The 23,793-nt window shown below is 66.7% G+C and carries 27 protein-coding genes; 1 reads left to right on the top strand and 26 read right to left on the bottom strand.

Translation table 11 applies throughout. From position 1 onward, the window contains the following. Positions 1 to 10 precede the first annotated feature (10 nt). From tatA to ACSFA0_RS15380, 7 genes are read right to left on the bottom strand one after another with little or no spacing between them, the layout of a single operon-like run. Positions 11 to 247, bottom strand: a complete 237-nt coding sequence (gene tatA / locus ACSFA0_RS15410) for a Sec-independent protein translocase subunit TatA (protein ID WP_435451150.1) — start codon at positions 245 to 247, stop codon at positions 11 to 13. Between the two features lie 45 nt (positions 248 to 292). Beyond that, entirely contained in the window at positions 293 to 652 is a 360-nt protein-coding gene (locus ACSFA0_RS15405) for a histidine triad nucleotide-binding protein (RefSeq protein WP_435451149.1), read from the bottom strand. Then, positions 642 to 1,031 (bottom strand): DUF4870 family protein, encoded by a 390-nt coding sequence (locus tag ACSFA0_RS15400; RefSeq protein ID WP_435451148.1) that lies wholly within the window; start codon positions 1,029 to 1,031, stop codon positions 642 to 644. The genes ACSFA0_RS15405 and ACSFA0_RS15400 overlap by 11 nt, the downstream gene beginning before the upstream one ends. 10 nt (positions 1,032 to 1,041) lie before the next feature. Further along, the gene (locus ACSFA0_RS15395; RefSeq protein ID WP_435451147.1) at positions 1,042 to 1,416 is read right to left on the bottom strand and encodes a phosphoribosyl-ATP diphosphatase; all 375 of its coding nucleotides are present in this window, start codon (positions 1,414 to 1,416) and stop codon (positions 1,042 to 1,044) included. After that, positions 1,416 to 1,805, bottom strand: coding sequence for a phosphoribosyl-AMP cyclohydrolase (gene hisI, locus ACSFA0_RS15390; RefSeq protein WP_435451146.1), 390 nt, complete (start codon positions 1,803 to 1,805; stop codon positions 1,416 to 1,418). Before hisI ends, ACSFA0_RS15395 begins: the two co-directional genes overlap by 1 nt. Before the next feature lie 44 nt (positions 1,806 to 1,849). Then, complete coding sequence (gene hisF, locus ACSFA0_RS15385; RefSeq protein WP_435451145.1) at positions 1,850 to 2,629, bottom strand: imidazole glycerol phosphate synthase subunit HisF; 780 nt, start codon at positions 2,627 to 2,629, stop codon at positions 1,850 to 1,852. A gap of 28 nt (positions 2,630 to 2,657) precedes the next feature. After that, complete coding sequence (locus ACSFA0_RS15380) at positions 2,658 to 3,497, bottom strand: D-hexose-6-phosphate mutarotase (protein WP_435451144.1); 840 nt, start codon at positions 3,495 to 3,497, stop codon at positions 2,658 to 2,660. Between the two features lie 92 nt (positions 3,498 to 3,589). On the opposite strand from ACSFA0_RS15380, the gene ACSFA0_RS15375 reads away from it, so the two are divergent. After that, positions 3,590 to 4,477, top strand: coding sequence for a TRAP transporter substrate-binding protein (locus ACSFA0_RS15375; protein WP_435451143.1), 888 nt, complete (start codon positions 3,590 to 3,592; stop codon positions 4,475 to 4,477). 113 nt (positions 4,478 to 4,590) lie between these two features. Here ACSFA0_RS15375 and hisA read toward each other — a convergent pair whose 3' ends face one another. From hisA to ACSFA0_RS15280, 19 genes are all read right to left on the bottom strand, one after another. Next, complete coding sequence (hisA, locus tag ACSFA0_RS15370; RefSeq protein ID WP_140839986.1) at positions 4,591 to 5,334, bottom strand: 1-(5-phosphoribosyl)-5-[(5-phosphoribosylamino)methylideneamino]imidazole-4-carboxamide isomerase; 744 nt, start codon at positions 5,332 to 5,334, stop codon at positions 4,591 to 4,593. Between the two features lie 20 nt (positions 5,335 to 5,354). After that, positions 5,355 to 6,011, bottom strand: coding sequence for an imidazole glycerol phosphate synthase subunit HisH (hisH, locus tag ACSFA0_RS15365; RefSeq protein ID WP_435451142.1), 657 nt, complete (start codon positions 6,009 to 6,011; stop codon positions 5,355 to 5,357). A 46-nt stretch (positions 6,012 to 6,057) separates the two neighbouring features. Further along, positions 6,058 to 6,687, bottom strand: a complete 630-nt coding sequence (hisB, locus tag ACSFA0_RS15360) for an imidazoleglycerol-phosphate dehydratase HisB (protein ID WP_435451141.1) — start codon at positions 6,685 to 6,687, stop codon at positions 6,058 to 6,060. After that, positions 6,684 to 7,772, bottom strand: a complete 1,089-nt coding sequence (gene hisC / locus ACSFA0_RS15355; protein WP_435451140.1) for a histidinol-phosphate transaminase — start codon at positions 7,770 to 7,772, stop codon at positions 6,684 to 6,686. The genes hisB and hisC overlap by 4 nt, the downstream gene beginning before the upstream one ends. A 6-nt stretch (positions 7,773 to 7,778) precedes the next feature. After that, a complete protein-coding gene (locus ACSFA0_RS15350) occupies positions 7,779 to 8,126 on the bottom strand; it encodes a hypothetical protein (protein WP_435451139.1) in 348 nt (115 codons plus the stop codon). A 16-nt stretch (positions 8,127 to 8,142) separates the two neighbouring features. Further along, positions 8,143 to 9,468 (bottom strand): histidinol dehydrogenase, encoded by a 1,326-nt coding sequence (gene hisD / locus ACSFA0_RS15345; protein WP_435451138.1) that lies wholly within the window; start codon positions 9,466 to 9,468, stop codon positions 8,143 to 8,145. A 5-nt stretch (positions 9,469 to 9,473) separates the two neighbouring features. Next, positions 9,474 to 10,115, bottom strand: a complete 642-nt coding sequence (gene hisG / locus ACSFA0_RS15340; RefSeq protein ID WP_435451137.1) for an ATP phosphoribosyltransferase — start codon at positions 10,113 to 10,115, stop codon at positions 9,474 to 9,476. Further along, complete coding sequence (murA, locus tag ACSFA0_RS15335; protein WP_435451136.1) at positions 10,112 to 11,395, bottom strand: UDP-N-acetylglucosamine 1-carboxyvinyltransferase; 1,284 nt, start codon at positions 11,393 to 11,395, stop codon at positions 10,112 to 10,114. Before murA ends, hisG begins: the two co-directional genes overlap by 4 nt. Before the next feature lie 32 nt (positions 11,396 to 11,427). After that, positions 11,428 to 11,670 (bottom strand): BolA family protein, encoded by a 243-nt coding sequence (locus ACSFA0_RS15330; RefSeq protein WP_435451135.1) that lies wholly within the window; start codon positions 11,668 to 11,670, stop codon positions 11,428 to 11,430. Positions 11,671 to 11,674: 4 nt separating this feature from the next. After that, a complete protein-coding gene (locus tag ACSFA0_RS15325; RefSeq protein WP_435451134.1) occupies positions 11,675 to 12,439 on the bottom strand; it encodes an ABC transporter permease in 765 nt (254 codons plus the stop codon). Continuing rightward, complete coding sequence (locus ACSFA0_RS15320; protein WP_435451133.1) at positions 12,436 to 13,383, bottom strand: ABC transporter ATP-binding protein; 948 nt, start codon at positions 13,381 to 13,383, stop codon at positions 12,436 to 12,438. The genes ACSFA0_RS15325 and ACSFA0_RS15320 overlap by 4 nt, the downstream gene beginning before the upstream one ends. A gap of 33 nt (positions 13,384 to 13,416) precedes the next feature. After that, on the bottom strand, positions 13,417 to 13,689 hold the full coding sequence (locus tag ACSFA0_RS15315; protein ID WP_435451132.1) for an STAS domain-containing protein: 273 nt from the start codon (positions 13,687 to 13,689) through the stop codon (positions 13,417 to 13,419). 4 nt (positions 13,690 to 13,693) lie between these two features. Then, positions 13,694 to 14,353 (bottom strand): MlaC/ttg2D family ABC transporter substrate-binding protein, encoded by a 660-nt coding sequence (locus ACSFA0_RS15310; protein ID WP_435451131.1) that lies wholly within the window; start codon positions 14,351 to 14,353, stop codon positions 13,694 to 13,696. Positions 14,354 to 14,483: 130 nt separating this feature from the next. Beyond that, the gene (locus ACSFA0_RS15305) at positions 14,484 to 15,209 is read right to left on the bottom strand and encodes an MlaA family lipoprotein (protein ID WP_435451130.1); all 726 of its coding nucleotides are present in this window, start codon (positions 15,207 to 15,209) and stop codon (positions 14,484 to 14,486) included. Positions 15,210 to 15,238: 29 nt separating this feature from the next. Continuing rightward, on the bottom strand, positions 15,239 to 15,727 hold the full coding sequence (mlaD, locus tag ACSFA0_RS15300) for an outer membrane lipid asymmetry maintenance protein MlaD (protein WP_435451129.1): 489 nt from the start codon (positions 15,725 to 15,727) through the stop codon (positions 15,239 to 15,241). 25 nt (positions 15,728 to 15,752) lie between these two features. Continuing rightward, complete coding sequence (gene mlaE / locus ACSFA0_RS15295; protein ID WP_435451128.1) at positions 15,753 to 16,535, bottom strand: lipid asymmetry maintenance ABC transporter permease subunit MlaE; 783 nt, start codon at positions 16,533 to 16,535, stop codon at positions 15,753 to 15,755. Next, positions 16,532 to 17,389 (bottom strand): ABC transporter ATP-binding protein, encoded by an 858-nt coding sequence (locus ACSFA0_RS15290; protein WP_435451127.1) that lies wholly within the window; start codon positions 17,387 to 17,389, stop codon positions 16,532 to 16,534. Before ACSFA0_RS15290 ends, mlaE begins: the two co-directional genes overlap by 4 nt. Before the next feature lie 59 nt (positions 17,390 to 17,448). After that, complete coding sequence (locus ACSFA0_RS15285) at positions 17,449 to 18,927, bottom strand: glutamate synthase subunit beta (RefSeq protein ID WP_435451126.1); 1,479 nt, start codon at positions 18,925 to 18,927, stop codon at positions 17,449 to 17,451. A gap of 37 nt (positions 18,928 to 18,964) precedes the next feature. Continuing rightward, the gene (locus tag ACSFA0_RS15280) at positions 18,965 to 23,704 is read right to left on the bottom strand and encodes a glutamate synthase-related protein (RefSeq protein WP_435451125.1); all 4,740 of its coding nucleotides are present in this window, start codon (positions 23,702 to 23,704) and stop codon (positions 18,965 to 18,967) included. Between the last annotated feature and the right edge of the window lie 89 nt (positions 23,705 to 23,793).

The following is a 23,793-nucleotide window of genomic DNA, read 5'->3' as shown; positions in this document are numbered from 1 at the left end:
GCGGGTCGACTCAGGACTTCTGACGCGCTTCGACGTCGATGGTCGACTTGTCGGCAGCCGGCGTGCCGGTCACGTGCTGCGTGGGGGTGGCCGACGGGTCGGTGGTCGAGCCGTCCTTCATGCCGTCCTTGAAGCCCTTCACGGCGCCGCCCAGGTCGGAGCCCATGTTGCGCAGCTTCTTGGTGCCGAAGATCATGACCACGACGAGCAGCACGATCAGCCAGTGCCAGATAGAAAAAGAACCCATGGAAGACTCCTGAAGAATGTGAAGAATTTTAGACCGGGCTGAATATCAGCCCTTGAGCCAAGGGCGGGGGCCGCCCATGACGTGAACATGGAGATGGTGCACTTCCTGGCCGCCCTCGGCGCCGGTGTTGACCACCACGCGGTAGCCACCTTCGGGATAAGGCCGGCAGCCCTGCTCGAGCGCGAGCAGAGGGGCCAGCGTCATGATCTTGCCCATCAGCGCCGCATCGTCGGACGTCAGCTGCGCCATCGAGGCGATGTGCCGCTTGGGCACCAGCATGAAATGCACCGGCGCCCACGGCGCGATGTCGTGGAAGCCGAAGACGTCTTCGTCCTCGTAGACCTTCTTCGACGGGATCTTCCCTTCGATAATCTTGCAGAAGATGCAGTTCGGATCAGACGACATCGGCAGGCTCCATCGGACGGCTGGCGTTCATGCGGACCATGCCCTTGACGATGCGGTAGAGGAACCACAGCGAGATCAGGCCCCAGGCAATCCAGCCGGGCACCACGAACAACAGCCACAGCCACGACGTCAGCACGTACAGGATGCCCGCCCACAGCACCGAACGGATGCGCCAGCTGAAGTGCGACTTCTGCCAGGTGCCGCGCGCATCGTCGCGCTTGACCAGATCGATCACCAGCGCGATCAGCAGCAGCACGACCGAGGCCTGGGCGCCCGGCAGCACGGCGCCGACGGCGACGATCAGGTGGAGGATGTAGCTCACCCAGCCCCAGGTGCGGAGCGATTCGTCGGGTTCGGCGTTCACGATGTCGTTGGCCATGGCTTTTCTTTCAGTCGTTGGACGCGTCGCGGGCCTGCGCCTTGCGCAGCGCCTTTTCCTCGATGCCGCTGGTGCCCGCACGGCGCTCCAGTTCGTCGATGACCGCGCGCGGCGTGAGGCCGTAGTGCGCGAGCGCCACCATGCTGTGGAACCACAGGTCGGCCACTTCGTTCACTATTTTCTGGCGGTCGCCGCCGTGGTCGGCGTCTTTGGCTGCCATCACCACCTCGGTCGCCTCTTCGCCGATCTTCTTGAGGAAGGCGTCGGGGCCCTTGTGCAGCAGGCGAGCGACGTAGCTTTTCTCGGGGTCGCCGCCGCGCGCAGGCAGTCGGCTTTCGATCGTGGCGGCAAGGCGGGCGAGCGCGTCGGTGGTCATCGTTTCCATTATTTGTAGATCGTCCCAGGGTCTTTCAAGACCGGTTCGACGGCCATCCATCGGCCATTCTCGTAGCGGCTGAAGAAACAGCTGTGACGGCCGGTGTGGCAGGCGATGCCTGGCTCGTGGCCGAGCTGCGTCACCTTCAGCAGGACGACGTCGTTGTCGCAGTCCAGGCGGATCTCGTGCACCGTCTGCACGTGCCCCGATTCCTCGCCCTTGAACCACAGCTTGTTGCGCGAGCGACTGAAGTACACCGCGCGGCCGAGTTCTGCCGTCTTCGCCAGCGCCTCCCGGTTCATCCAGGCGAACATCAGCACGTCGTTGCTGCCCTGCTCCTGCGCGATGACCGGCACCAGGCCGTTCGCGTCCCATTTCACTTCGTTGAGCCAATCCATCGGCGGATTGTCGCAAACCGTCAGCGCCGGATCGGCCAACGGACTCAAAGCCGCACCGGGATACCCCGCGCAGCCATCTGCGCCTTCGCTTCGCCCACGGTGAACTCGCCGTAATGGAAGATGCTGGCGGCCAGCACCGCGTCGGCGCCACCGAGCTGGATGCCGTCGGACAGGTGGTCGAGTGCGCCGACGCCGCCGGAGGCGATCACCGGCACGCTGACCGCGTCGCTCACCGCGCGGGTCAGCGCCAGGTCGAAGCCGCTCTTGGTGCCGTCGCGGTCCATGCTGGTCAGCAGAATCTCGCCGGCGCCGCGGCGCGCCATCTCGACCGCCCACTGCACGGCGTCGAGCCCGGTGTTCTGGCGCCCGCCGTGACTGTACACGTCCCAGCCCGGGCCACGCGTGGCGGCATCTTCGGGCGTGCGGCGCTTGGCGTCGATGGCGACCACGATGCACTGGGCGCCGTACTTGTGCGAGGCGTCCTCGATCACCTGCGGATTGGCGATGGCGGCTGAATTGAAGCTGGTCTTGTCGGCGCCCGCATTGAGCAAGCGGCGCACGTCGTCGACCGTGCGAACGCCGCCGCCCACCGTCAGCGGGATGAAGACCTGCGAGGCCACCGCTTCGATGATCGGCAGGATCAGGTCGCGGCCGTCGCTGGTCGCGGTGATGTCGAGGAAGGTCAGTTCGTCGGCGCCCTGGGCGTTGTAGCGGGCTGCGATCTCGACCGGGTCACCGGCGTCGCGCAGTTCGACAAAGTTGACGCCCTTCACGACACGGCCGCCGGTCACGTCGAGGCAGGGAATGATGCGTTTGGCGAGCATGGAATCGGTACTGAAAAGAAGAGAAGGATCAGCGCACGCTGAATTGTTGCCAGCCCTGCCAGGCGGCACCCGGCTGAAGCAGCACCGCTTCGTCGATGCGCGCCGCCTCGACGCACAGCATGTGGCGCCAGCCGTCGTCCGGCAGGTCGGACAGCTTGGCCGCGAGCACGGGGCCCGGGTTCCACACCACCGTCTCGGTGCAGCTTGCGCTCTGTGCGATCTCGACGGTGCCGCGCGGCTGGACCAGCCGCAGGGGTGCGGCTGGCGCGGCGTAGACGCTGTCGAATTCCTCGCCGAAGCGCAGCGCCTCGGCAGTTTCAGGATGGCGCAGGTCGCGTACCGCATCCCAGCGAGCGGTGCCCTGCAGGCCTTCCAGGCGCGCATCCGCGATCTCGTCGACCCGCAGGTAGGTGTGCAGCGCGGCGGTGAAGGACCAGGGGGCGGCGCCGGTGTTCACCACGTCGAGCGCGGTGTGCAGGCCCTGCGGCGTCAACGTGACGGTCAGGGTCGCGCGAAAGCCGTGCGGCCAGAGCGTGCGGGTCGCATCGCTGTCGGTCAGCACCAGGCGCACTTCGCCCGGCACGGCCGAATCTTGCGGCTCGACCCGCCACGCCATGTTGCGCACGAACCCATGCTTGGCCAGCGGCCCGCGCTGGTTGAACTGCGGCCAACACACCGGCACACCGCCTCGGATGGCGGCCTGGCCGTCGAAGACGGCGTCCGGACTGAGGTAGAGGCGCTCGACGCCGTCGGCCGTGGTCCAGCCGAACACATGGGCACCGTGCAACGCGATGGTGCAGGTGCTGCCCTCGGAGAGGGTCAGGCGCACCGCGGGCTGGCCGCGGACGTCGAGGGTTTGCAAGGGCATGGCCCGATTCTAGATTTAGCCCGGTCATCGGAGCACCCGGTTCACCGACGGTCTGCAACTTGCAAGGACGTCGCACCACCCAAGGAACCACCATGTCGCGCTCGCCCTCTCTCTGTCTCTCCGGCCTGATCGTCCTCCTCGTCGCCACCACCGCGGCTGCCCAGCCGGCCACCACGCTGAAGATAACGACCGAATACCCCGCCACGTCAATGCCGGGTCTCGGCGTGTCGACCTTCGCCGAGAAGGTCGCGCAGAAGAGCGGCGGGCGCGTGGTCTTCACGCCCAGCTTCGACGCGTCGGCCGGCCTCAAGTCCGGCGACATGGTCGACGCGGTCCAGGCCCGCAAGATCGACGCAGCCGATGCTTTCGCCGGCGGCATCGCCAACAAGTACCCGCTGTTCGCGGTGTCGTCGCTTCCCTTCCTGGCCGACTCTCTGCCGCGGGCCGAAGCGCTGCTGAAGGCCGCGCGCCCGGCCTACGAACGCTTCCTGCAGGCGCACGGCCAGAAGCTGCTCTACACCACGCCCTGGCCGGCCTCGGGCATCTGGTCGAAGAAGCCCGTGGGGTCGCTCGATGCGCTGAGGGCGCTGCGCATCCGCACCTACGACGACATCTCGCAGTCGACGATGACAAGCGCCGGCGCGCAGGCCTTCAACATCTCGTTCGCCGACGCCATGCCGCGCATCGCGGCGGGCGATGTCGATGCCGTGCTGTCGTCCGGCGACGGCGGAGCGGGCCGCAAGCTGTGGCAATACCTGCCGGCCTTCGCGGAGATCAACTACGCCATGCCGATCTCGATCACGACGATCAATCTGGCCGCGTACGAAGGGCTCGACGCCGCCGGAAAAGTGGCCGTCGACCAGGCCGGTGCAGAGACCGAAGCGGTGCAGTGGCAACGCATCCGCAGCCGGCTTGACGAGAACTACAAGACCATGCGCAGCAACGGCGTCGCGATCGACCACGGGTCGCGCCCGACGTGATGCGCGGGCTGAAGGCAGCATCGGCCGGCGCGGTGACGCAGTGGCAGGCGAAGGTTGGTGCGGACGCCGACGAGATCCTGGAACGACTGGGCAGCCGTTAGCCGCCGAGCGCCTCAGCTCGGCGCGAGTTCGTCGGCGCGAGCCTGCGCCGCGGCGAAGTCGAGGTCGCCCGAGTAGATGGCGCGACCGCAGATCACGCCTTCGACACCTTCGGATTCGACCGCGCAGAGCTGGTCGATGTCGGCCATGTTCGACAGGCCACCCGAGGCGATGACCGGGATGGTGAGCGCCTGCGCGAGCTTCACAGTCGCGTCGATGTTGATGCCCGACAGCATGCCGTCGCGACCGATGTCGGTGTAGATGATCGATTCGACACCGTAGTCCTCGAACTTCTTGCCCAGGTCGGCCACTTCATGGCCGGTGAGCTTGCTCCAGCCATCGGTGGCGACCTTGCCGTCCTTGGCGTCGAGGCCCACGATAATGTGGCCGCCGAAGGCGGTGCAGGCGTCCTTCAGAAAGCCCGGGTTCTTGACCGCCGCGGTGCCGATGATCACGTAGCGCAGGCCGTCGTCGATGTAGCGCTCGATGGTGTCGAGGTCGCGAATGCCGCCACCGAGTTGCACCGGAATCTCGGCACCCACTTCGCGCAGGATCGCCTTGATCGCCGCGTGGTTCTGCGGCTTGCCGGCGAACGCGCCGTTCAGGTCGACCAGGTGCAGCCGACGGGCGCCCGCTTCGACCCACTTGCGCGCCATGGCGGCCGGGTCTTCGCTGAAGATGGTCGATTGGTCCATGTCGCCTTGTTTGAGGCGAACGCAGTGGCCGTCTTTGAGGTCAATGGCGGGAATCAGCAGCATGGCAGGGCGAGCCGGAAGGCTCAGGGGTTCCAGTGGAGGAAGTTGCGGTAGAGCTGCAGACCGTGGTCCGCACTCTTCTCGGGGTGAAACTGGGTGGCGAAAATATTATCGCGCGCAATGGCGGCCGTGAACGGCGCGCCGTAGTCGGCCTCGCCGACGCTGTGCTTCGGGTCGGCCGGTCGCGCGAAGAAGCTGTGGACGAAATAGAAGTACGCCTCGTCCGGCACGCCCGCCCACACCGGGTGCGGCTGCGCCTGGCGCACCTGGTTCCAGCCCATCTGCGGCACCTTGTAGCGGCTGCCGTCGGGCTGGATGCGACCGGCCAGGTCGAACTTGATGACCGCGCCGGGAATGAGGCCCAGCCCGTTCGTCGGCCCTTCTTCGCTGGTCGACAGCAGCATCTGCATGCCCACGCACACGCCGAACAACGGCTTGCTGGCCGCCGCCTCGAGCACCGAAGCCTGCAGGCCGGAATCGCGCAGCTCGCGCATGCAGTCGGGCATGGCGCCCTGGCCCGGCAGCACCACGCGGGTCGCCTTGCGCACCACCTCGGGGTCGGACGTGACGAAGACTTCCACGCCGACCTGGTCGGCGGCGTGCTGGACGGCCTGCGACACGGAGCGCAGGTTGCCCATGCCGTAGTCGACGACGGCGACGGTGTTGGCGGCGGTGGTCATGTGGATGCATCGGCACAGGCGGTCGGGCCTGCGCGGTGGGAAAAGCTTACAGGGAGCCTTTGGTCGAGGGGATGACACCGGCCGAGCGCGGGTCCAGCTCCAGCGCGCCACGCAGCGCGCGGGCGAAGGCCTTGAACACGGTCTCGCACTGGTGGTGCGCGTTGACGCCCTTGAGGTTGTCGATGTGCAGCGTCACGCCGGCGTGGTTCACGAAGCCCTGGAAAAACTCGTACGTCAGCTGGCTGTCGAAGCCGCCGATCATGCCGCTGGTGAAGGGCACGTGCATCACCAGGCCCGGGCGGCCGGAGAAGTCGATGACGACGCGGCTGAGCGCTTCGTCGAGCGGCACGTAGGCGTGGCCGTAGCGGCGGATGCCCTTCTTGTCGCCGACGGCCTTCGCGACCGCCTGGCCGAGCGTGATGCCGACGTCTTCGACCGTGTGGTGGCCGTCGATGTGCAGGTCGCCCTGGCAGTCGATGGCGAGGTCGATCAGCCCGTGGCGGGCGATCTGGTCGAGCATGTGGTCGAAGAAGCCGATGCCCGTCGACAGCGTCGCGCGGCCGCTGCCGTCGAGGTTCACGGAAACGCTGATCTTCGTCTCGGCGGTGTTGCGCGTGACGGAGGCTGTGCGGTCGCCGGTGGCGACGACGGCCTCGGGTGCCGTGGGGGTGTTCATAGGGAGGATTCAAGCGCCGCGAGCATCCGCGCGTTGTCGTCGGCGGTCCCGACGGTCAGGCGCAGGCAGTTCGCCAGCAAGGGGTGCATTTTAGAAACGTTCTTGATCAGAACCCCGCGTGCCTTCATGCCCTCGAAGGTTTTTGTCGCGTCGGGCACCCGCACCAGCACCATGTTGGCCTCGCTGGGCCACTGCTGGACGGCAGGCAGTTTCGCCAGGCCGGCGACCAGGCGCTCACGCTGGGCGCGCAGGTCGGCCGCCTGGGCGGCGAACACCTCGGCGTGTTCCAGCGCGAACAGCGCGCACTCGCAGTTGAGCACGCTGATGTTGTAGGGCGGGCGCACCTTGTCGATCTCGGCGATCAGCGCCTGCGGCCCCATCAGGTAGCCCAGGCGGATGCCGGCCAGGCCGAACTTGCTGAGCGTGCGCATCAGCAGCACGTGGCCATGGCGCGCCACGCGGTCGATGTAGCTGCGGGCGGCGAAGGGCTGGTAGGCCTCGTCGATGATCACCAGGCCACCCTGGGCGCCTTGCGCTTCGACGATCTGTTCGATGGTCGCGTCGTCCCAGAGGTTGGCGGTCGGGTTGTTCGGGTAGGCGAGGTACACGATGGCCGGCTTCTCGGCAGCAATCGCGGCGAGCATGGCCGGGCCGTCGAGCTCGAAGTCGGCGGTGAGCGGCACGCCGACGAAGTTCACGCCCTGCAGCTGGGCACAGATGGCATACATCACGAAGCCCGGCACCGGGGCCAGGATGCTTGCGCCGGGCTGGTCGCAGGCCACCGTGAGCAGCGAGATCAGTTCGTCGGAGCCATTGCCCAGCATCAACGAGAAGCCGGCGGGCATCCGGGCGTACTCCGCCAGCGCGCGCTTCAGGTCCTCGCCACGTGTGCCGGGGTAGCGGTTGAGCGCCAGCGCGCCCAGCCGCGCGCCGAGCTCGGCCTGCAGCGCCGGCGGCAGGCCGTACGGGTTCTCCATCGCGTCGAGCTTGAGGAAGCCGGTCGCGTCCTGCACCGCGTAGGCGTGCATGGACTGGACATCGGCGCGGATGCGCTGGAGGGCGGCAGGGGTGGTCGAAGCGGTCATGGGGTCTCAGTGGGTGCAGCGGTAGCTGCTGCGCAGGGCCGACGACAGCACGAGCTGCACCGGCATGTCGGCCTCGTAGCTGTCGGCGTTGCGCGAGAGTTCGGTCTGGTAGAGCGAGCGGGCCATTGCCGGCTCCAGTTTGCGGCCTTCGGGGCAAAACAGCGGTTTCTGGCCGGCGCGCTGCGCCGCCTCGCTCGCCTCGCGCAGGCCTTCCATCACGCCGACGAGGTAGTAATTGGCGTACAGCTTGCCGTCCTTCTCGTTGGCCTCGAGGGTGCGCAGCTCGCGGATGCTCATGGCGTGCGCACCGGCGCCCACGGCGAGACAGACCAGCAGGACGGTGCGTGCGAACACGGCCATCGTCGGGGTCTCAGCGGTTGGGCTTGAGGCGCATCCGGGCCGCCTCGGCGTGCGCCGGCAGGCCCTCGCCTTCGGCCAGGGTGACCGCGATGCGGCCCAGCGTCTGCGCGCCCTGCTCGCTCACCTCGATCAGGCTGGAACGCTTCTGGAAGTCGTAGACGCCCAGCGGGCTCGAAAAGCGTGCGGTGCCGCTGGTCGGCAGCACATGGTTCGGGCCGGCGCAATAGTCACCCAGGCTTTCGCTGGTGAAGGCGCCGAGGAAGATCGCGCCGGCATGCCTGAGCAGCGGCTCCCATCGGTGCGGGTCGCGGCTGCTCACTTCCAGGTGCTCCGGCGCGATGCGGTTGCTGATGGCGCAGGCTTCTTCCATGTCGCGCGTGTGGATGAGCGCGCCGCGGCCGTTGAGCGACGCAGCGATGATCTCGGCGCGCGGCATGGTCGGCAGCAGGCGGTCGATTTCCTGCTGCACGCGGTCGATGTAGGCCGCGTCGGGGCACAGCAGGATGCTCTGCGCCAGCTCGTCGTGCTCGGCCTGGCTGAAGAGGTCCATCGCCACCCAGTCGGGCGGCGTGCTGCCGTCGGCCAGCACCAGGATCTCGCTGGGTCCGGCGATCATGTCGATGCCCACCGTGCCGAACACGCGGCGCTTGGCTGCGGCCACGTAGGCATTGCCGGGGCCGGTGATCTTGTCGACCGCCGGCACCGTGGCCGTGCCGTAGGCCAGCGCCGCCACGGCCTGCGCGCCGCCGATGGTGAAGGCGCGGCTGACGCCGGCGACGTGCGCGGCGGCCAGCACCAGCGGGTTCTTCTCGCCGCCCGGCGTGGGCACCACCATGATGATCTCGCCGACGCCGGCCACGTGCGCGGGGATCGCGTTCATCAGCACGCTCGACGGGTAGGCTGCCTTGCCGCCCGGCACGTAGATGCCGACGCGGTCGAGCGGCGTGACCTTCTGACCGAGCAGCGTGCCGTCTTCGTCGCGGTACTGCCAGCTCTCGCCACTCGCCTTCTTCTGGGCCTCGTGGTAGCTGCGCACACGGCGCGCGGCCGCTTCGAGCGCTTCGCGCTGCACAGCCGGCAGCGACTCGAAGGCGGTGCGCAGTTCGTCCGCGGTGAGTTCCAGCGCCGTCATGTCAGCGACGTCGAGCCGGTCGAAGCGCTTGGTGTACTCGAGCACCGCCGCGTCGCCACGCTGCTGCACGTCGGCCAGGATCTCGGCCACGCGCTGCTCGATGGCCGCGTCCGCCTCCGCCGACCAATGCAGCCGCGCCTTGAAGGCCGAATCGAAATCGGCCGAGGCGGTGGACAGGCGAAGGGGCGCGGCGGAGAGGGTCATGACTTTCAGTCTTGCGGAATGGCCGACGCGAAGGCGTCGAGGATGCGGCGGATCGGCGCCTGCTTGAGCTTGAGCGCCGCCTGGTTGACCACCAGGCGGGCGCTGATGTCCATGATGCGTTCGACCTCGACCAGGTGGTTCGCACGCAGGGTGTTGCCGGTCGACACCAGGTCGACGATGGCGTCGGCCAGGCCCGTGAGCGGCGCGAGTTCCATGCTGCCGTAAAGCTTGATCAAATCGACGTGCACGCCCTTGCTGGCGAAGAAGTCGCGCGCCAGGCCCACGTACTTGGTCGCCACGCGCAGGCGTGAGCCCTGCTTCACGGCCGAGGCGTAGTCGTAGTCGGCGCGCACCGCCACGCTCAAGCGGCAGGCGGCGATCTTCAGGTCGAGTGGTTGGTACAGGCCCTGGTTGCCGTGCTCGAGCAGCACGTCGAGCCCGGTCACACCGATGTCGGCGCCGCCGTACTGCACGTAGGTCGGCACGTCGGACGCGCGCACCAGCACCACGCGCACGTCGGGCTGGGTGGTCGCGAGGATCAGCTTGCGCGATTTCTCCGGGTCCTCGGTGACTTCGATGCCGGCGGCGGCCAGCATGGGCAGGGTCTCGTCGAAGATGCGGCCTTTGGACAGCGCCAGCGTGATCATCCTGCGGCTCCCGTCACGCGCTCGATGTCAGCGCCCAGGCCGCGCAGCTTGGCTTCCATGCGGTCGTAGCCCCGGTCGAGGTGGTAGATGCGGTCGACCATCGTCTCGCCGTCGGCCACCAGGCCGGCGATCACCAGGCTGGCGGACGCACGGAGATCGGTTGCCATCACGCTCGCGCCCGACAGCGCAGTGCCGCCCTCCACCACCGCCACCTTGCCGTCGACATGAATGGTCGCGCCGAGTCGCACCAGCTCGTTCACGTGCATGAAGCGGTTCTCGAAGATCGTCTCGGTGACGGCGGCCGTGCCCTGCGCCACGCAATTGAGCGCCATGAACTGCGCCTGCATGTCGGTCGGGAACCCCGGGTATTCGGTGGTGCGGAAGGCCTGCGCCTTCAACGTGGCGCCGCCGCGCGACGCGATACGCACGCCGCCGTCGACCGGCTTCACGTCGCAGCCCGCCTCGCGCAGCTTATCGATCACGGCGTCGAGGTGGTCGGCGCGCGCATGGCGCAGGAAGACCTCGCCGCCGGCTGCAGCCACGGCGCACAGGAAGGTGCCGGCCTCGATGCGGTCGGCCACCACGGCGTGCTCGCAACCGTGCAGTTTGTCGACGCCCTGGATGCGGATGTGGCTGGTGCCGTGGCCTTCGATCTTCGCGCCCATCTTGATGAGCATCTCGGCCAGGTCGACGATCTCGGGCTCCTGCGCGGCGTTCTCGAGCAGCGTCTCGCCTTCGGCCAGCGCAGCGGCCATCAGGAAGTTCTCGGTGCCGGTGACGGTCACCATGTCGGTCAGGATGCGCGCGCCCTGCAGCCGCGTGCGGCCAGCCGGGAGCTTGGCGAGCATGTAGCCATGCTCGACCACGATCTCGGCGCCCATCGCCTGCAGGCCCTTGATGTGCTGATCAACCGGGCGCGAACCGATCGCGCAGCCGCCGGGCAGCGACACCTTCGCGTGGCCGAAGCGCGCGAGTAGCGGGCCGAGCGCCAGCACCGACGCACGCATGGTTTTGACCAGCTCGTAGGGGGCCTCGGGGTTGTTCAGATCGCCCGCGTCGAGCAGCACGGTCCCGTTGTCGTGGCGTTCGGCCGTCACGCCCATGTTGCGCACCAGCTTGAGCATGGTCGACACGTCCTGCAGCCGCGGCACGTTGTGCAGCGTCACCGGCTGGTCGGTCAGCAGCGCAGCGCAAAGCTCGGGCAGCGCGGCATTCTTGGCGCCGGAAACGAGTACCTCGCCGCCGAGCGTGCGCCCGCCGCGAATGAGAAGTTTGTCCATGAGAAATCCAGCAGGAAAGGGGAGCGGGAGGCTCAGCGCGGTGCTGCGGCCCATTCGGCGGGCGTGTACGTCTTCATCGACAGCGCATGCACCTCGTCGGTATGCATTTTCGCACCGAGCGTCTTGTAGACCCGTTGGTGCCGCTGGATGGCGCGCAGGCCGTCGAATTCGGCCGAGACGATGGTGGCGTACCAGTGACGCCCGTCGCCCTCGAGGGCGATGTGCTCGCAGGGCAGTCCGGCTTCGATGATGGCTTGGAGTTGGTCGGCGGTCATGGGGTCAGCCTCGGATCTTGTAGCCGATGCGCAGCAGGTGGACGGCGACGGCGCTGACGATCAGCCAGGCACCACCCACGATGCCGAGGCTGAGCCACGGCGAGGTGTCGCTGATGCCGAAGAAGCCGTAGCGGAAGCCGTCGATCATGTAGAAGAAGGGATTGAGGTGGCTCACGCCTTGCCAGAACGGTGGCAGCGAGCCGATCGAATAGAACACGCCCGACAGGAAGGTCATGGGCATGATGAGGAAGTTCTGGAACATCGCCATCTGGTCGAACTTCTCGGCCCACAGGCCGGCGATGAGGCCCAGCGTGCCGAGCATCGCGGCGCCGAGGAAGGCGAACACGAGGATCCACAGCGGCGCGGCGAAGTCCGGCATCGCGAAGAAGATCGTCACCACGAACACGCCCAGGCCCACGGCCAGCCCGCGGATGATCGACGAGCCGACATAAGCCAGGAACCAGCCCCAGTGGGATAGCGGCGTGAGCAGCACGAAGACCAGGCTGCCCATGATCTTGCTCTGGATGATTGAGGACGAGCTGTTGGCGAAGGCGTTCTGCAGCACGCTCATCATCACCAGGCCGGGGATGAGGAAGGCGGTGTAGCTGACGGTGCCGTAGACCTTCACGTGGTCTTCCAGCACGTGCCCGAAGACCATGAGGTAAAGCACGGCGGTCAGGATCGGCGCGCCAACGGTTTGGAAGCCGACCTTCCAGAAGCGGAGCGTTTCCTTGTACAGCAGCGTGCGCCAGCCGGTGGTAGCGATCATCGGGCCACCTCCAGCGGCGTCTGCTCGCCCGCCATCAGGTCGATGAACACGTCTTCCAGGTCGGCCTTGCGCATCTCGACGTCTTCGACGGCCACGCCAGCCTGGCGCAACGCGCCGAGCAGTTGCTCGACCTCATGCGCATTCTTCGCAGGCAATTGCACGATGCGCCCGGTGATGCGCGCATGCTGCGCGATCGCCAACGGCAGGTCGGCGTCGGTCTTGAAGCGCAGCACGTTGCTGGCAGCAGACTTGAGCAATTCGCTGGTGCGGTCGAGCGCGATCACGCGGCCTTGCTTGAGCATCGCGATGCGGTTGCACAGGGCTTCCGCTTCCTCGAGGTAATGGGTGGTCAGCAGCACGGTGCTGCCCTGCTTGTTGAGCTTGGCGACGAACTGCCACAGCGTCTGGCGCAACTCGACGTCGACACCGGCCGTGGGCTCGTCGAGCACGATGACCTGCGGCTTGTGCACCAGCGCCTGCGCGACCAGCACGCGGCGCTTCATACCGCCCGACAGCTGCCGCAAGTTGGCGTTCGCCTTGTCGGCCAAGCCCAGGCTGTGCAGCAGCTCGTCAATCCAGGCGTCGTTCTTCTTGATGCCGAAGTAGCCTGACTGGATGCGCAGCGACTCGCGCACATTGAAGAAGGGGTCGAACACCAGTTCCTGCGGCACGATGCCCAGGTGGCGTCGCGCCTCGGCGTAATCCTTCTGCACGTCGAAGCCGTGCACGCTGACGGTGCCCGAAGTCGGCCGGGAGAGGCCGGCGAGCATGCTGATGAGGGTGGTTTTTCCCGCGCCGTTCGGCCCGAGCAGGCCGAAAAATTCGCCTTCTTCGATTTGGAAACTCACGTCGTCGACGGCGCGCAGCCCCGGTTTACCGAGGGCGCGTTGTTGACGGGAGGCGGGATAGGTCTTGCAGACCGACTGGAAGGAGATCGCGGGCATGGGAGCCCGGGATTCTAGGCCGGCCGCACTTTTCTAGGGCGCGGCAGGCAAAAGGCCCGCGATACCGTAGAGCGAAGCCAGCTCGCGCAAGCGCGGCGACAAGCCCCTGACCGCGAAGCTGCGTCCCAGCGCGCTCGCCTCGCGGCGGCATTCGAGCAACACCGCCAGGGCCGATGAATCGAAGCGCTCCAGCGCGCTCGCATCGACCACGGCGGCGGAGCCTTGCTGGCCGGCCATCCCCTGCTGCAGCATGCGCATGCAGGCCGGGGCTTCGTCGTGCGTCAACCGGGGCGGCAGGACCAACATCGGATCAGCTCTTGTTGTTGGTTTTGTTGCGGGCGGCCAGCGCGGCGATCAGGCCGTCGATGCCCTGGCTGTTGATCTGCTGTGCGAACTGCGTGCGGTAGGTGTCGACGAGCCAGACCCCCAGCACATTGAGGTTGTAGACCTTCCAGCCGCTGCCCTCGCCCGGCGTCTTCTCGAGACGGTAGTCGAGCTGCACCGGGTCGCCGCCGCCGCGGATCTCGGTGCGTACCAGCACGTCCTTGTCGTCCACCGAACCGCGGAACGGACGAACGTTGACGGTCTGGTTGCTCACCTGATCGAGCGCGCCAGCGTAGGTGCGCACCAGCAGGACCTTGAACTCGTCCTGCAGCCGCTTCTTCTGCTCCGGCGTGGCCTGGCGCCAGGCTGGGCCGACCGCCGAAGCCGTCATGCGCTGGAAATTCACGTTGGGCATGATCTTGCTGTCGACCAGCAACATGATCTTGTCGATGTCCCCGGCCTTGATCGACTTGTCGGCCTTGATCGTGTCCAGCACGTCGCCGGAAATGCGCTGCACCAGGGCGTCGGGCGCCTCGTCGGCGGCACGAACGGGCGAGACGAAGAGCGCGGCTGCACTGAACAGCAAGGCGCTGGCGAGGGCAAGCCGAACGATGTGGCGGCGTTGCACGGTAGCGGTGGAGTTCATGGTCAAAACAATTTCCTCGGACAAATCGAAAAGGCGGAGCGTCGTCACTCAGGCCTGTTGGAAGGGAAAATCATGCAAGGGGTTCCACGCCCGGCGCGGACGCTTGCAACCGGATGCAAGCACAGCGCCCTCAGTCGGCACCCGCGCCGTCGTCGGGCGGATTGCCGTCGTAGACATCACTGCGTCGGCGCTGGAGGTACGCGTCCCGGGTGAAGGAGTACTTGTCGAGCGCAGCGTCGCCGATCAGCCGGCCGGCGCGCAGGTAGCTGGCACGGGTGTCGACCGCACGCAGCACATACATCGAATTGCGCACCGGGATGTCGTCCACGTAGCCAACCAGATCGCCCTTCATGTCGAGCGGCAGGGCCGCCGTGTCGCGCAGCGTCGACGACCCGAGGATCGGCAGCACCACGTAGGGGCCGCTCGGCACGCCGTAGCGGCCCAGCGTCTGGCCGAAGTCCTCGCTGTGACGGTCGATGCCCAGTTCGCTGGCCACGTCGATCAGTCCGCCCAGGCCGAGGAAGGTGTTGACGTTGAAACGCATCAGGGTCTCGGCGCTGTTCTGGGCCTTCAACTGCAGCACGTTGTTGGCGAAATTCCAGACCTCGCCCAGGTTGGCGAAGAAATTGTTGACCCCCGTGCGCACCGGCGACGGCAACACCTTCTCGTACGCGGTGGCCACTGGCACCAGCACGGTCCGGTCGACCGCGTCGTTGAAGCCGAAGACGCCCCGATTCAACGGCTCGAACGGGTCGGCCTTGTTGGGAAAGGGCCCACTGGCGCAGCCGGCCAGCGTCACGAGTGCGAACCCGGCGGCCGCGATGCGGAAGCACCGCGAGAAGGTCGGTGCCGGCATGGCCAAGGAGGCGGAAGTGGGACGAGGCATCATTTCTTGGTGGTGGATGCGGGCTGCGGACTGCCCTCGGCGGCCTTGCTGTACAGGAACTGGCTGATCAGGTTCTCGAGAACGACGGCCGACTGCGTGGAGATGATCACGTCGCCCTGCTGCAGGTTCTTTTCCTCGGCACCCGCCTCGATCCCGATGTACTGCTCACCGAGCAGGCCACTGGTCAGGATCTTGAGCGAACTGTCCTTGGGGAAACTGTACCGATTTTGCAAAGACAGCGTCACGCTGGCCTGGAAATTCTTGTCGTCGAACGTGATCGACTCGACACGACCGACGACCACGCCCGCGCTCTTGATCGCGGTCTGCGGCTTGAGCCCCCCGATGTTGTCGAAGCGCGCCGTCACCGTGTAGGTCTTCTGGAAGTTCAGGCTCAACAGGTTGGCCGACTGCAGCGCCAGGAAAAGCAGCGCCGCCGCGCCGATCAGCACGAACAGGCCCACCCAGATGTCATTGTTGGAACGTTGCATGGTTCGGTCTCGTTGTGCGTTTCTACTAGATGCTGAACATCATCGCCGTCAGCAGGAAATCCAGGCCGAGGACGGCCAGCGAAGCCACCACGACCGTGCGGGTGGTGGCGCGCGATACGCCTTCGGGCGTCGGCTGCGCCTCGAAGCCCTGCAGCAGCGCCACGAAGGTCACGGTGAAGCCGAAGACGACGCTCTTGACGACACCGTTGCCGACGTCCTTCCAGACATCGACGCCGCCCTGCATCTGTCCCCAGAAGGATCCCGGATCGAGCCCCAGCATCAGCACGCCGACCACGTAGCCGCCGAGGATGCCGACCGCGCTGAACACGGCCGCCAGCAGCGGCATGGTGATCACGCCGGCCCAGAAGCGCGGTGCGAGGATGCGTCGCACCGGGTCGACCGCCATCATCTCCATGGCGCTCAACTGCTCGCCCGCCTTCATCAGGCCGATCTCGGCCGTGAGCGACGTGCCGGCACGCCCAGCGAAGAGCAGCGCAGCCACCACCGGGCCGAGTTCGCGCACCAGGCTCAGCGCCACCAGCAGGCCCAGCGCGTCGGCCGAGCCGTAGCGCTGCAGCGTGTAGTAGCCCTGCAGGCCGAGCACGAAGCCGACGAACAGCCCGGAGATCGCGATGATCGCCAGCGAGTAGTTGCCGAGGAAATGGATCTGGTCGCGCACCAGCGAGAAGCGGCCGAGGCTGCGGGCGCCGGGGCCCGCGAGGCGCGCGAACAGTCGCGCGCCCTGGCCCAGGTCGGCCAGCTTGCTGCGAACGGCATATCCGATGTCGGCCGGATTCCAAAAGCTCATCGGTGGCCTCCCGGCGCGGGGCCGAAGTCGTCTTCGACGGTGGCTCCGGGGTAATGGAAATGCACCGGCCCGTCGGGCAGCGCGTTGACGAACTGGTGAACCAGCGGGTCGACGCTTTCACGCACATCGGCGGGCCGCCCTTGCGCCGCAATGCGGCCATTGGCCAGGATGATCACGTGGTCGGCGATGCGGAAGGTCTCTTCCAGGTCGTGCGACACGATGATGCTGGTGAGGCCGAGCGTGTCGTTCAACTGGCGGATCAGCCGGGCGGCGGTCCCCAGCGAGATCGGGTCGAGGCCGGCGAAGGGTTCGTCGTACATCACCAGATCGGGGTCGAGCGCGATGGCACGGGCCAGCGCCACGCGGCGCGCCATGCCGCCCGAAACTTCGCTGGGCCGCAGGTCGCGCGCGCCTCGCAGGCCCACCGCATCGAGCTTCATGAGCACGATGTCGCGCACCAGCGCTTCGGGTAGCTGGGTGTGCTCGCGCAACGGAAAGGCCACGTTGTCGAACACGCTCATGTCGGTGAACAGCGCGCCGAACTGGAACAGCATGCCCATGCGGCGCCGCGCCGCATAGAGCGCAGGCGCTTTCATCTTCCCGACGTCGGCGCCGTCGAGCAGCACCTCGCCGCGTTGCGCGCGCAGCTGGCCGCCGATCAGGCGCAGCACGGTGGTCTTGCCGCCGCCGGAGGCGCCCATCAGCGCCGTGACCTTGCCACGCGGCACCGCGAGCGACACGCCGTCCAGGATCGCGCGCGCGCCGTACCCGAAGGTCACGTCACGGAATTCGATGAGCGAAGGGGGGTTTGCGTCCATATCCAAAAAAGAAAAGCCGGGCGCCTTTTCAGGCATCCCGGCTCGCGGTCGGCCCCCATGATAAGGGACTCCACCGGTTGACGTTACGGCACGTTTCAGCGTGGCAGGTCGCTGAAGCCCATCAGGAACTCGTCGACCGAGCGCGCGGCCTGCCGACCCTCGCGGATGGCCCACACCACCAGCGACTGGCCGCGGCGCATGTCGCCGGCGGCAAAGACCTTCGGAATGCTGGTGGCATAACCCCCGGTGAAGTCGACCGTGGCCTTGGCGTTGCCGCGCGTGTCCTTCTCGAGGCCGAAGGCGTCGAGCACGTTCGCGACCGGGCTGACGAAGCCCATCGCCAGCAGCACGAGGTCGGCCTTGAGGATCTGCTCGCTGCCGGGCACCTCGACCATCTTCCCGTCCTTCCACTCGACGCGGACGGTCTTCAGGCCGGTGACCTTGCCCTTTTCACCGATGAATTCCTTGGTCGAGATAGCGAACTCGCGCTCGCAACCTTCTTCGTGGCTGGAGCTGGTGCGCAGCTTGTACGGCCAGTACGGCCAGGTCATCGGGCGGTTTTCTTCTTCCGGCGGCTGTGGCATCAGTTCGAACTGCGTGACGCTGACGGCGCCATGGCGGTTGCTCGTGCCCACGCAGTCGGAACCGGTGTCGCCGCCACCGATCACGATGACATGCTTGCCGTCGGCGCGTAGCTGGCCCTTGAGCTTGTCGCCCGCGTTGATCTTGTTCTGCTGCGGCAGAAACTCCATCGCGAAATGGATGCCATCGAGATCGCGGCCGGGCACCGGCAGGTCGCGTGACTGCTCGGCGCCGCCGGTCAGCAGCACCGCGTCGAACTCTTTATCGAGCTGCTCGGGCGTGACGGTTTCCTTGGCCCAGTTCGTGACCTTGGAGCCCTTGCCCAGCGTGTCCTTGGCGGCGCCGACGATCACGCCGGTGCGGAAGGTCACGCCCTCGGCCTTCATTTGCTCGACCCGGCGGTCGATGTGCGTCTTCTCCATCTTGAAGTCGGGGATGCCGTAGCGCAGCAGGCCGCCCACGCGGTCGTTCTTCTCGAACAGCGTCACGTCATGGCCGGCACGCGCCAGCTGCTGGGCGGCCGCCATGCCCGCCGGGCCGGCACCGACCACGGCGACCTTCTTGCCGGTCTTGTGCTTGGCGACGCGTGGCTTGACCCAGCCTTCGTCCCAGGCGCGGTCGATGATCGCGTGCTCGATCGACTTGATGCCGACCGGGTCGTCGTTCACATTGAGCACGCAGGCGGCCTCGCATGGGGCGGGGCAGATGCGGCCGGTGAATTCCGGAAAGTTGTTGGTCGAGTCGAGCACCGCGAAGGCGTTCTGCCAGTCGTCGCGGTACACCAGGTCGTTGAAGTCCGGAATGATGTTGTTGACCGGGCATCCGCTGTTGCAGAAGGGCGTGCCGCAATCCATGCAACGCGCACCCTGGACCTTGGCCTGGTCCTTGTCGAGGCCGACGACGAATTCCTTGTAGTGCTTGAGGCGCTCCTCGATGGGCTTGTAGCCCTCTTCGACGCGCTCGTACTCCATGAAGCCGGTGATCTTTCCCATCGTGCTGTCCTGTTCCTTTGTTCTTGGCGGCTGCGCGTCAGACGGCGGCGGTCTTGCGCGTGGCGTGCGGCTCGAGGCCGGCCTTGGCGTCGTTGCCGCTGGCGGCGGCAAGGGCCTTGCGCTCGTGGATTTCCGCCAGCGCGCGCTTGTACTCGTTCGGGAACACCTTCACGAACTTCGTGCGGCTCACGGTCCAGTCGTCCAGCAGCTCGCGCGCGCGCTTGCTGCCGGTCCAGCGGTGGTGGTCCTCCAGCAGCTTCCTGAGCTGCACCTCGTCGGTCGTGCCGTTGTGCCAGACTGCGGGCTTGACGGTCGCGGTCTGCTCGGTCGTGGTCAGCACCTTCTCGAGCGTGACCATCGACAGGTTGCAGCGCGAGGCGAACTTGCCGTCTTCGTCATAGACGAAGGCCACGCCGCCGCTCATGCCGGCGGCGAAGTTGCGGCCGGTCTTGCCCAGCACGGCCACCGTGCCGCCGGTCATGTATTCGCAGCCATGGTCGCCGGTGCCTTCGACGACCGCCGTCGCACCCGAGAGCCGCACCGCGAAACGCTCGCCGGCCACACCGCAGAAATACGCCTCGCCGGTGGTCGCGCCGTACATCACGGTGTTGCCCACGATGGTGTTGCGCACCGCTTCACCGCGGAAGTCCAGGCTCGGGCGCACCACGATGCGGCCGCCCGACAGGCCCTTGCCGGTGTAGTCGTTGGCATCGCCGATCAGGTACAGCGTGATGCCGCGCGCCAGGAAGGCGCCGAACGATTGCCCGCCGGTGCCTTCGAGCTGGATGCGGATCGAATCGTCCGGCAGGCCCTCGGGGTGCACCCGCGTGAGCGCGCCCGACAGCTTGGCGCCGACGGTGCGGTTCACGTTGCGCGCCACCTCGATGAACTGGACCTTCTCGCCCTTGTCGATGGCCGCGCGCGACTTCTCGATCAGCTTGGTGTCGAGGTTGTGCTCGAGGCCGTGCTCCTGGTTCTCTACATGGAAGCGCGGCACATCGTCCGGCACGTTCGGCAGCGCGAACAGACGGCTGAAGTCGAGGCCGCTGGCCTTCCAGTGCGACAGCCCCTTCTTCATGTCGAGCAGGTCGGCGCGGCCGATCATCTCGTTGAAGGTGCGGATGCCCAGCTGCGCCATGATCTGCCGCACCTCTTCCGCGATGAAGAAGAAGTAGTTGACGACGTGCTCGGGCTTGCCTGAAAACTTCTTGCGCAGGATCGGATCCTGCGTCGCCACGCCCACCGGGCAGGTGTTGAGGTGGCACTTGCGCATCATGATGCAGCCCTCGACGATCAGCGGCGCGGTCGCGAAGCCGAATTCGTCGGCACCCAGCAGTGCGCCGATGGCGACGTCGCGACCGGTCTTCATCTGGCCGTCGGCCTGCACCCGCACACGGCCGCGCAGGCGGTTGAGCACCAGCGTCTGCTGCGTCTCGGCCAGGCCGATCTCCCACGGACCGCCGGCGTGCTTGATCGACGACCAGGGCGATGCGCCCGTGCCGCCGTCGTGCCCGGCGATCACGATGTGGTCGCTCTTGCACTTGGTCACGCCCGCGGCCACCGTACCCACGCCCACTTCGCTCACCAGCTTCGTGCTGATGCTGGCGTGCGGTGCAACGTTCTTCAGGTCATGGATGAGCTGCGCCAGGTCTTCGATCGAATAGATGTCGTGGTGCGGCGGCGGGCTGATGAGGCCCACGCCCGGCACCGAGTAGCGCTGCTTGCCGATGTACTCGGTCACCTTGCCGCCGGGCAGCTGGCCGCCTTCGCCGGGCTTCGCGCCCTGCGCCATCTTGATCTGGATCTGGTCGGCCGAGCTCAGGTACTCGGCCGTGACGCCGAAGCGGCCCGACGCGACCTGCTTGATCTTCGAGCGCAGCGAGTCGCCGGGCTTGAGGGACAGGTCGACCTCGACGTTGGCCTCGCCGATCACGCTCTTGAGCGTGTCGCCCTGCTGGATCGGGATGCCCTTGAGTTCGTTGCGGTAGCGCGCCGGGTCTTCCCCGCCCTCGCCCGTGTTGCTCTTGCCACCGATACGGTTCATGGCCACGGCCAGCGTGGCATGCGCCTCGGTCGAGATCGAGCCCAGCGACATCGCACCGGTGGCGAAGCGCTTGACGATCTCCACCGCCGGCTCGACCTCCTCGACCGGGATCGCCTTCGACGGATCGATCTTGAACTCGAACAGGCCGCGCAGCGTCATGTGGCGGCGGCTCTGGTCGTTGATGATCTGGGCGTATTCCTTGTAGGTGTTCCAGTTGTTGGCACGCGTGCTGTGTTGCAGCTTGGCGATCGCGTCCGGGCTCCACATGTGCTCTTCGCCGCGGGTGCGCCAGGCGTATTCGCCGCCGGCATCCAGCATGTTCGCCAGCACCGGGTCGTCGCCGAAGGCGGCGGCGTGCATGCGCAGCGCTTCTTCCGCGATCTCGAAGACGCCGATGCCCTCGACGCGGCTGGCGGTGCCCGAGAAATACTTGCCGATGGTGTCGTTGTTCAGGCCGATGGCCTCGAACAGCTGCGCGCCGCAGTAGCTCATGTACGTGCTCACGCCCATCTTGGACATGATCTTCGACAGGCCCTTGCCGATCGCCTTCACGTAGTTGTAGATCGCCTTCTCGGCCGACAGGTCGCCCGGCAGGTCCTTATGGATCGCAGCCAGCGTTTCCATGGCCAGGTAGGGGTGCACGGCTTCGGCACCGTAGCCGGCCAGCACGCCGAAGTGATGCACTTCGCGGGCGCTGCCCGTTTCGACGACCAGGCCGGCGGTGGTGCGCAAACCTTCACGCACCAGGTGCTGATGGATCGCGCTCGAGGCGAGCAGCGCGGGGATGGCCACCTGCGTGGCGCTCACCGCGCGGTCGCTCACGATCAGGATGTTGCTGCCGCCCTTGATCGCATCGACCGCCTCGGCGCACAGCGACGCCAGCTTGGCTTCGACGCCCTCACGGCCCCAGTCGGCCGGGTAGGTGATGTCGAGCGTGCTCGAGCGGAACTTGCCCTGCGTGTGCTGCTCGATGTTGCGCAGCTTCGCCATGTCGGCGAAGTCGAGGATCGGCTGGGCCACCTCGAGCCGCATCGGCGGGTTGACCTGGTTGATGTCCAGCAGGTTCGGCTTGGGGCCGATGAAGCTGTTGAGCGACATCACGATCGCCTCGCGGATCGGGTCGATCGGCGGGTTGGTCACCTGGGCGAACATCTGCCGGAAGTAGTTGTAGAGCGTCTTGTTCTTGCTCGACAGCACGGCCAGCGGGCTGTCGTTGCCCATCGAGCCGATGCCTTCCTCGCCGGCCTGGGCCATGGGCGACATCAGGAACTTGATGTCTTCCTGCGTGTAGCCGAAGGCCTGCTGGCGATCGAGCAGGGAAACCTTGCTTTCAGGAATGGCCGCGGCCGGCGCCTCGACGCTGTCGAGCTTGATGCGCAGGTTCTCGATCCACTGCTTGTAGGGCTTGGTGTTGACGACATAGGCCTTGAGCTCGTCGTCGTCGATCATGCGGCCCTGCTCGAGGTCGATCAGGAACATCTTCCCGGGCTGCAGGCGCCACTTCTTGATGATCTTGTGCTCGGGCACGGGCAAGACGCCCGATTCCGACGCCATGATGACCAGGTCGTCGTCGGTGACGCAGTAGCGCGACGGGCGCAGGCCGTTACGGTCGAGCGTGGCACCGATCTGGCGGCCGTCGGTGAAGACGATCGAGGCCGGGCCGTCCCACGGCTCCATCATCGCAGCGTGGTACTCGTAGAACGCACGGCGGCGCTCGTCCATCGTGTCGTGCTGCTCCCACGGCTCGGGGATCATCATCATCACGGCCTGGCTGATCGGGTAGCCGGCCATGGTCATGAGTTCGAGGCAGTTGTCGAAGGTGGCGGTGTCGGACTGGCCGGCGAAGCTGATCGGATAGAGCTTCTTCAGGTCGGCTGCAAGCACCGGCGACGACATCACGCCTTCGCGCGCCTTCATCCAGTTGTAGTTGCCGCGCACCGTGTTGATCTCGCCGTTGTGGGCGACGTAGCGGTATGGGTGGGCCAGCGGCCACTTGGGGAAGGTGTTGGTCGAGAAACGCTGGTGCACCAGGCCGATGGCCGACACGCAGCGCACGTCGGACAGGTCGAGGTAGTACACGCCCACCTGGTCGGCCAGCAGCAGGCCCTTGTAGACCACGGTGCGGCTCGACATGCTCGGAACGTAGTATTCCTTGCTGTGCTTGAGTTCGAGGTTCTGGATGTTGGCGCTGGCGGTCTTGCGGATCACGTACAGCTTGCGCTCCAGCGCATCCTGCACGATGACGTCGCTGCCGCGACCGATGAAGACCTGGCGCAGGATGGGTTCGGTCTTCTTGACCGCCGGCGACATCGGCATGTCGCGGTTGACCGGCACGTCGCGCCAGCCCAGCAGCACCTGGCCCTCGGCCTTGATCGCGCGCTCCATCTCCTGCTCGCAAGCCATGCGCGACGCGTGCTCCTTCGGCAGGAAGATCATGCCGACGCCGTACTCGCCGTACGGCGGGAGTTCGACGCCCTGCTTGCCCATCTCCTCTCGGTACAGCGCATCGGGGATCTGGATCAGGATGCCGGCGCCATCACCCATCAGCTTGTCAGCGCCCACTGCACCGCGATGGTCGATGTTCTCTAGGATCTTGAGCGCCTGCGTCACGATGTCGTGCCGCTTCTCGCCCTTGATGTGCGCCACGAAGCCCAGGCCGCAAGCGTCATGCTCGTTGCTGGCCGAGTACAGACCGTGTTGTTCCAGGTGTTGGATTTCGGCTTCCGTCGTCATGGGGACGCACTCCTTCATTTATCGCGGGAAATTTCGCAGGGGAACGGAGGATATTGCGTTGCACAAACAATGCCAAGCACTTTAATTGG

The organism is Variovorax restrictus, assembly GCF_051216715.1.
Classification (GTDB): Bacteria; Pseudomonadota; Gammaproteobacteria; order Burkholderiales; family Burkholderiaceae_C; genus Variovorax.
The sequence above is the reverse complement of the archived record's forward strand: the minus strand, read 5'-3'. Positions and strand labels throughout refer to the sequence as shown.

Coding starts and splice junctions, on each gene's coding strand:
- tatA (WP_435451150.1), bottom strand. CDS start 247: ATGGGTTCTTTTTCTATCTGGCACTGGCTGATCGTGCTGCTCGTCGTG.
- ACSFA0_RS15405 (WP_435451149.1), bottom strand. CDS start 652: ATGTCGTCTGATCCGAACTGCATCTTCTGCAAGATTATCGAAGGGAAG.
- ACSFA0_RS15400 (WP_435451148.1), bottom strand. CDS start 1,031: ATGGCCAACGACATCGTGAACGCCGAACCCGACGAATCGCTCCGCACC.
- ACSFA0_RS15395 (WP_435451147.1), bottom strand. CDS start 1,416: ATGGAAACGATGACCACCGACGCGCTCGCCCGCCTTGCCGCCACGATC.
- hisI (WP_435451146.1), bottom strand. CDS start 1,805: ATGGATTGGCTCAACGAAGTGAAATGGGACGCGAACGGCCTGGTGCCG.
- hisF (WP_435451145.1), bottom strand. CDS start 2,629: ATGCTCGCCAAACGCATCATTCCCTGCCTCGACGTGACCGGCGGCCGT.
- ACSFA0_RS15380 (WP_435451144.1), bottom strand. CDS start 3,497: ATGCCCTTGCAAACCCTCGACGTCCGCGGCCAGCCCGCGGTGCGCCTG.
- ACSFA0_RS15375 (WP_435451143.1), top strand. CDS start 3,590: ATGTCGCGCTCGCCCTCTCTCTGTCTCTCCGGCCTGATCGTCCTCCTC.
- hisA (WP_140839986.1), bottom strand. CDS start 5,334: ATGCTGCTGATTCCCGCCATTGACCTCAAAGACGGCCACTGCGTTCGC.
- hisH (WP_435451142.1), bottom strand. CDS start 6,011: ATGACCACCGCCGCCAACACCGTCGCCGTCGTCGACTACGGCATGGGC.
- hisB (WP_435451141.1), bottom strand. CDS start 6,687: ATGAACACCCCCACGGCACCCGAGGCCGTCGTCGCCACCGGCGACCGC.
- hisC (WP_435451140.1), bottom strand. CDS start 7,772: ATGACCGCTTCGACCACCCCTGCCGCCCTCCAGCGCATCCGCGCCGAT.
- hisD (WP_435451138.1), bottom strand. CDS start 9,468: ATGACCCTCTCCGCCGCGCCCCTTCGCCTGTCCACCGCCTCGGCCGAT.
- hisG (WP_435451137.1), bottom strand. CDS start 10,115: ATGATCACGCTGGCGCTGTCCAAAGGCCGCATCTTCGACGAGACCCTG.
- murA (WP_435451136.1), bottom strand. CDS start 11,395: ATGGACAAACTTCTCATTCGCGGCGGGCGCACGCTCGGCGGCGAGGTA.
- ACSFA0_RS15330 (WP_435451135.1), bottom strand. CDS start 11,670: ATGACCGCCGACCAACTCCAAGCCATCATCGAAGCCGGACTGCCCTGC.
- ACSFA0_RS15325 (WP_435451134.1), bottom strand. CDS start 12,439: ATGATCGCTACCACCGGCTGGCGCACGCTGCTGTACAAGGAAACGCTC.
- ACSFA0_RS15320 (WP_435451133.1), bottom strand. CDS start 13,383: ATGCCCGCGATCTCCTTCCAGTCGGTCTGCAAGACCTATCCCGCCTCC.
- ACSFA0_RS15315 (WP_435451132.1), bottom strand. CDS start 13,689: ATGTTGGTCCTGCCGCCCCGGTTGACGCACGACGAAGCCCCGGCCTGC.
- ACSFA0_RS15310 (WP_435451131.1), bottom strand. CDS start 14,353: ATGAACTCCACCGCTACCGTGCAACGCCGCCACATCGTTCGGCTTGCC.
- ACSFA0_RS15305 (WP_435451130.1), bottom strand. CDS start 15,209: ATGCCGGCACCGACCTTCTCGCGGTGCTTCCGCATCGCGGCCGCCGGG.
- mlaD (WP_435451129.1), bottom strand. CDS start 15,727: ATGCAACGTTCCAACAATGACATCTGGGTGGGCCTGTTCGTGCTGATC.
- mlaE (WP_435451128.1), bottom strand. CDS start 16,535: ATGAGCTTTTGGAATCCGGCCGACATCGGATATGCCGTTCGCAGCAAG.
- ACSFA0_RS15290 (WP_435451127.1), bottom strand. CDS start 17,389: ATGCCTGAAAAGGCGCCCGGCTTTTCTTTTTTGGATATGGACGCAAAC.
- ACSFA0_RS15285 (WP_435451126.1), bottom strand. CDS start 18,927: ATGGGAAAGATCACCGGCTTCATGGAGTACGAGCGCGTCGAAGAGGGC.
- ACSFA0_RS15280 (WP_435451125.1), bottom strand. CDS start 23,704: ATGACGACGGAAGCCGAAATCCAACACCTGGAACAACACGGTCTGTAC.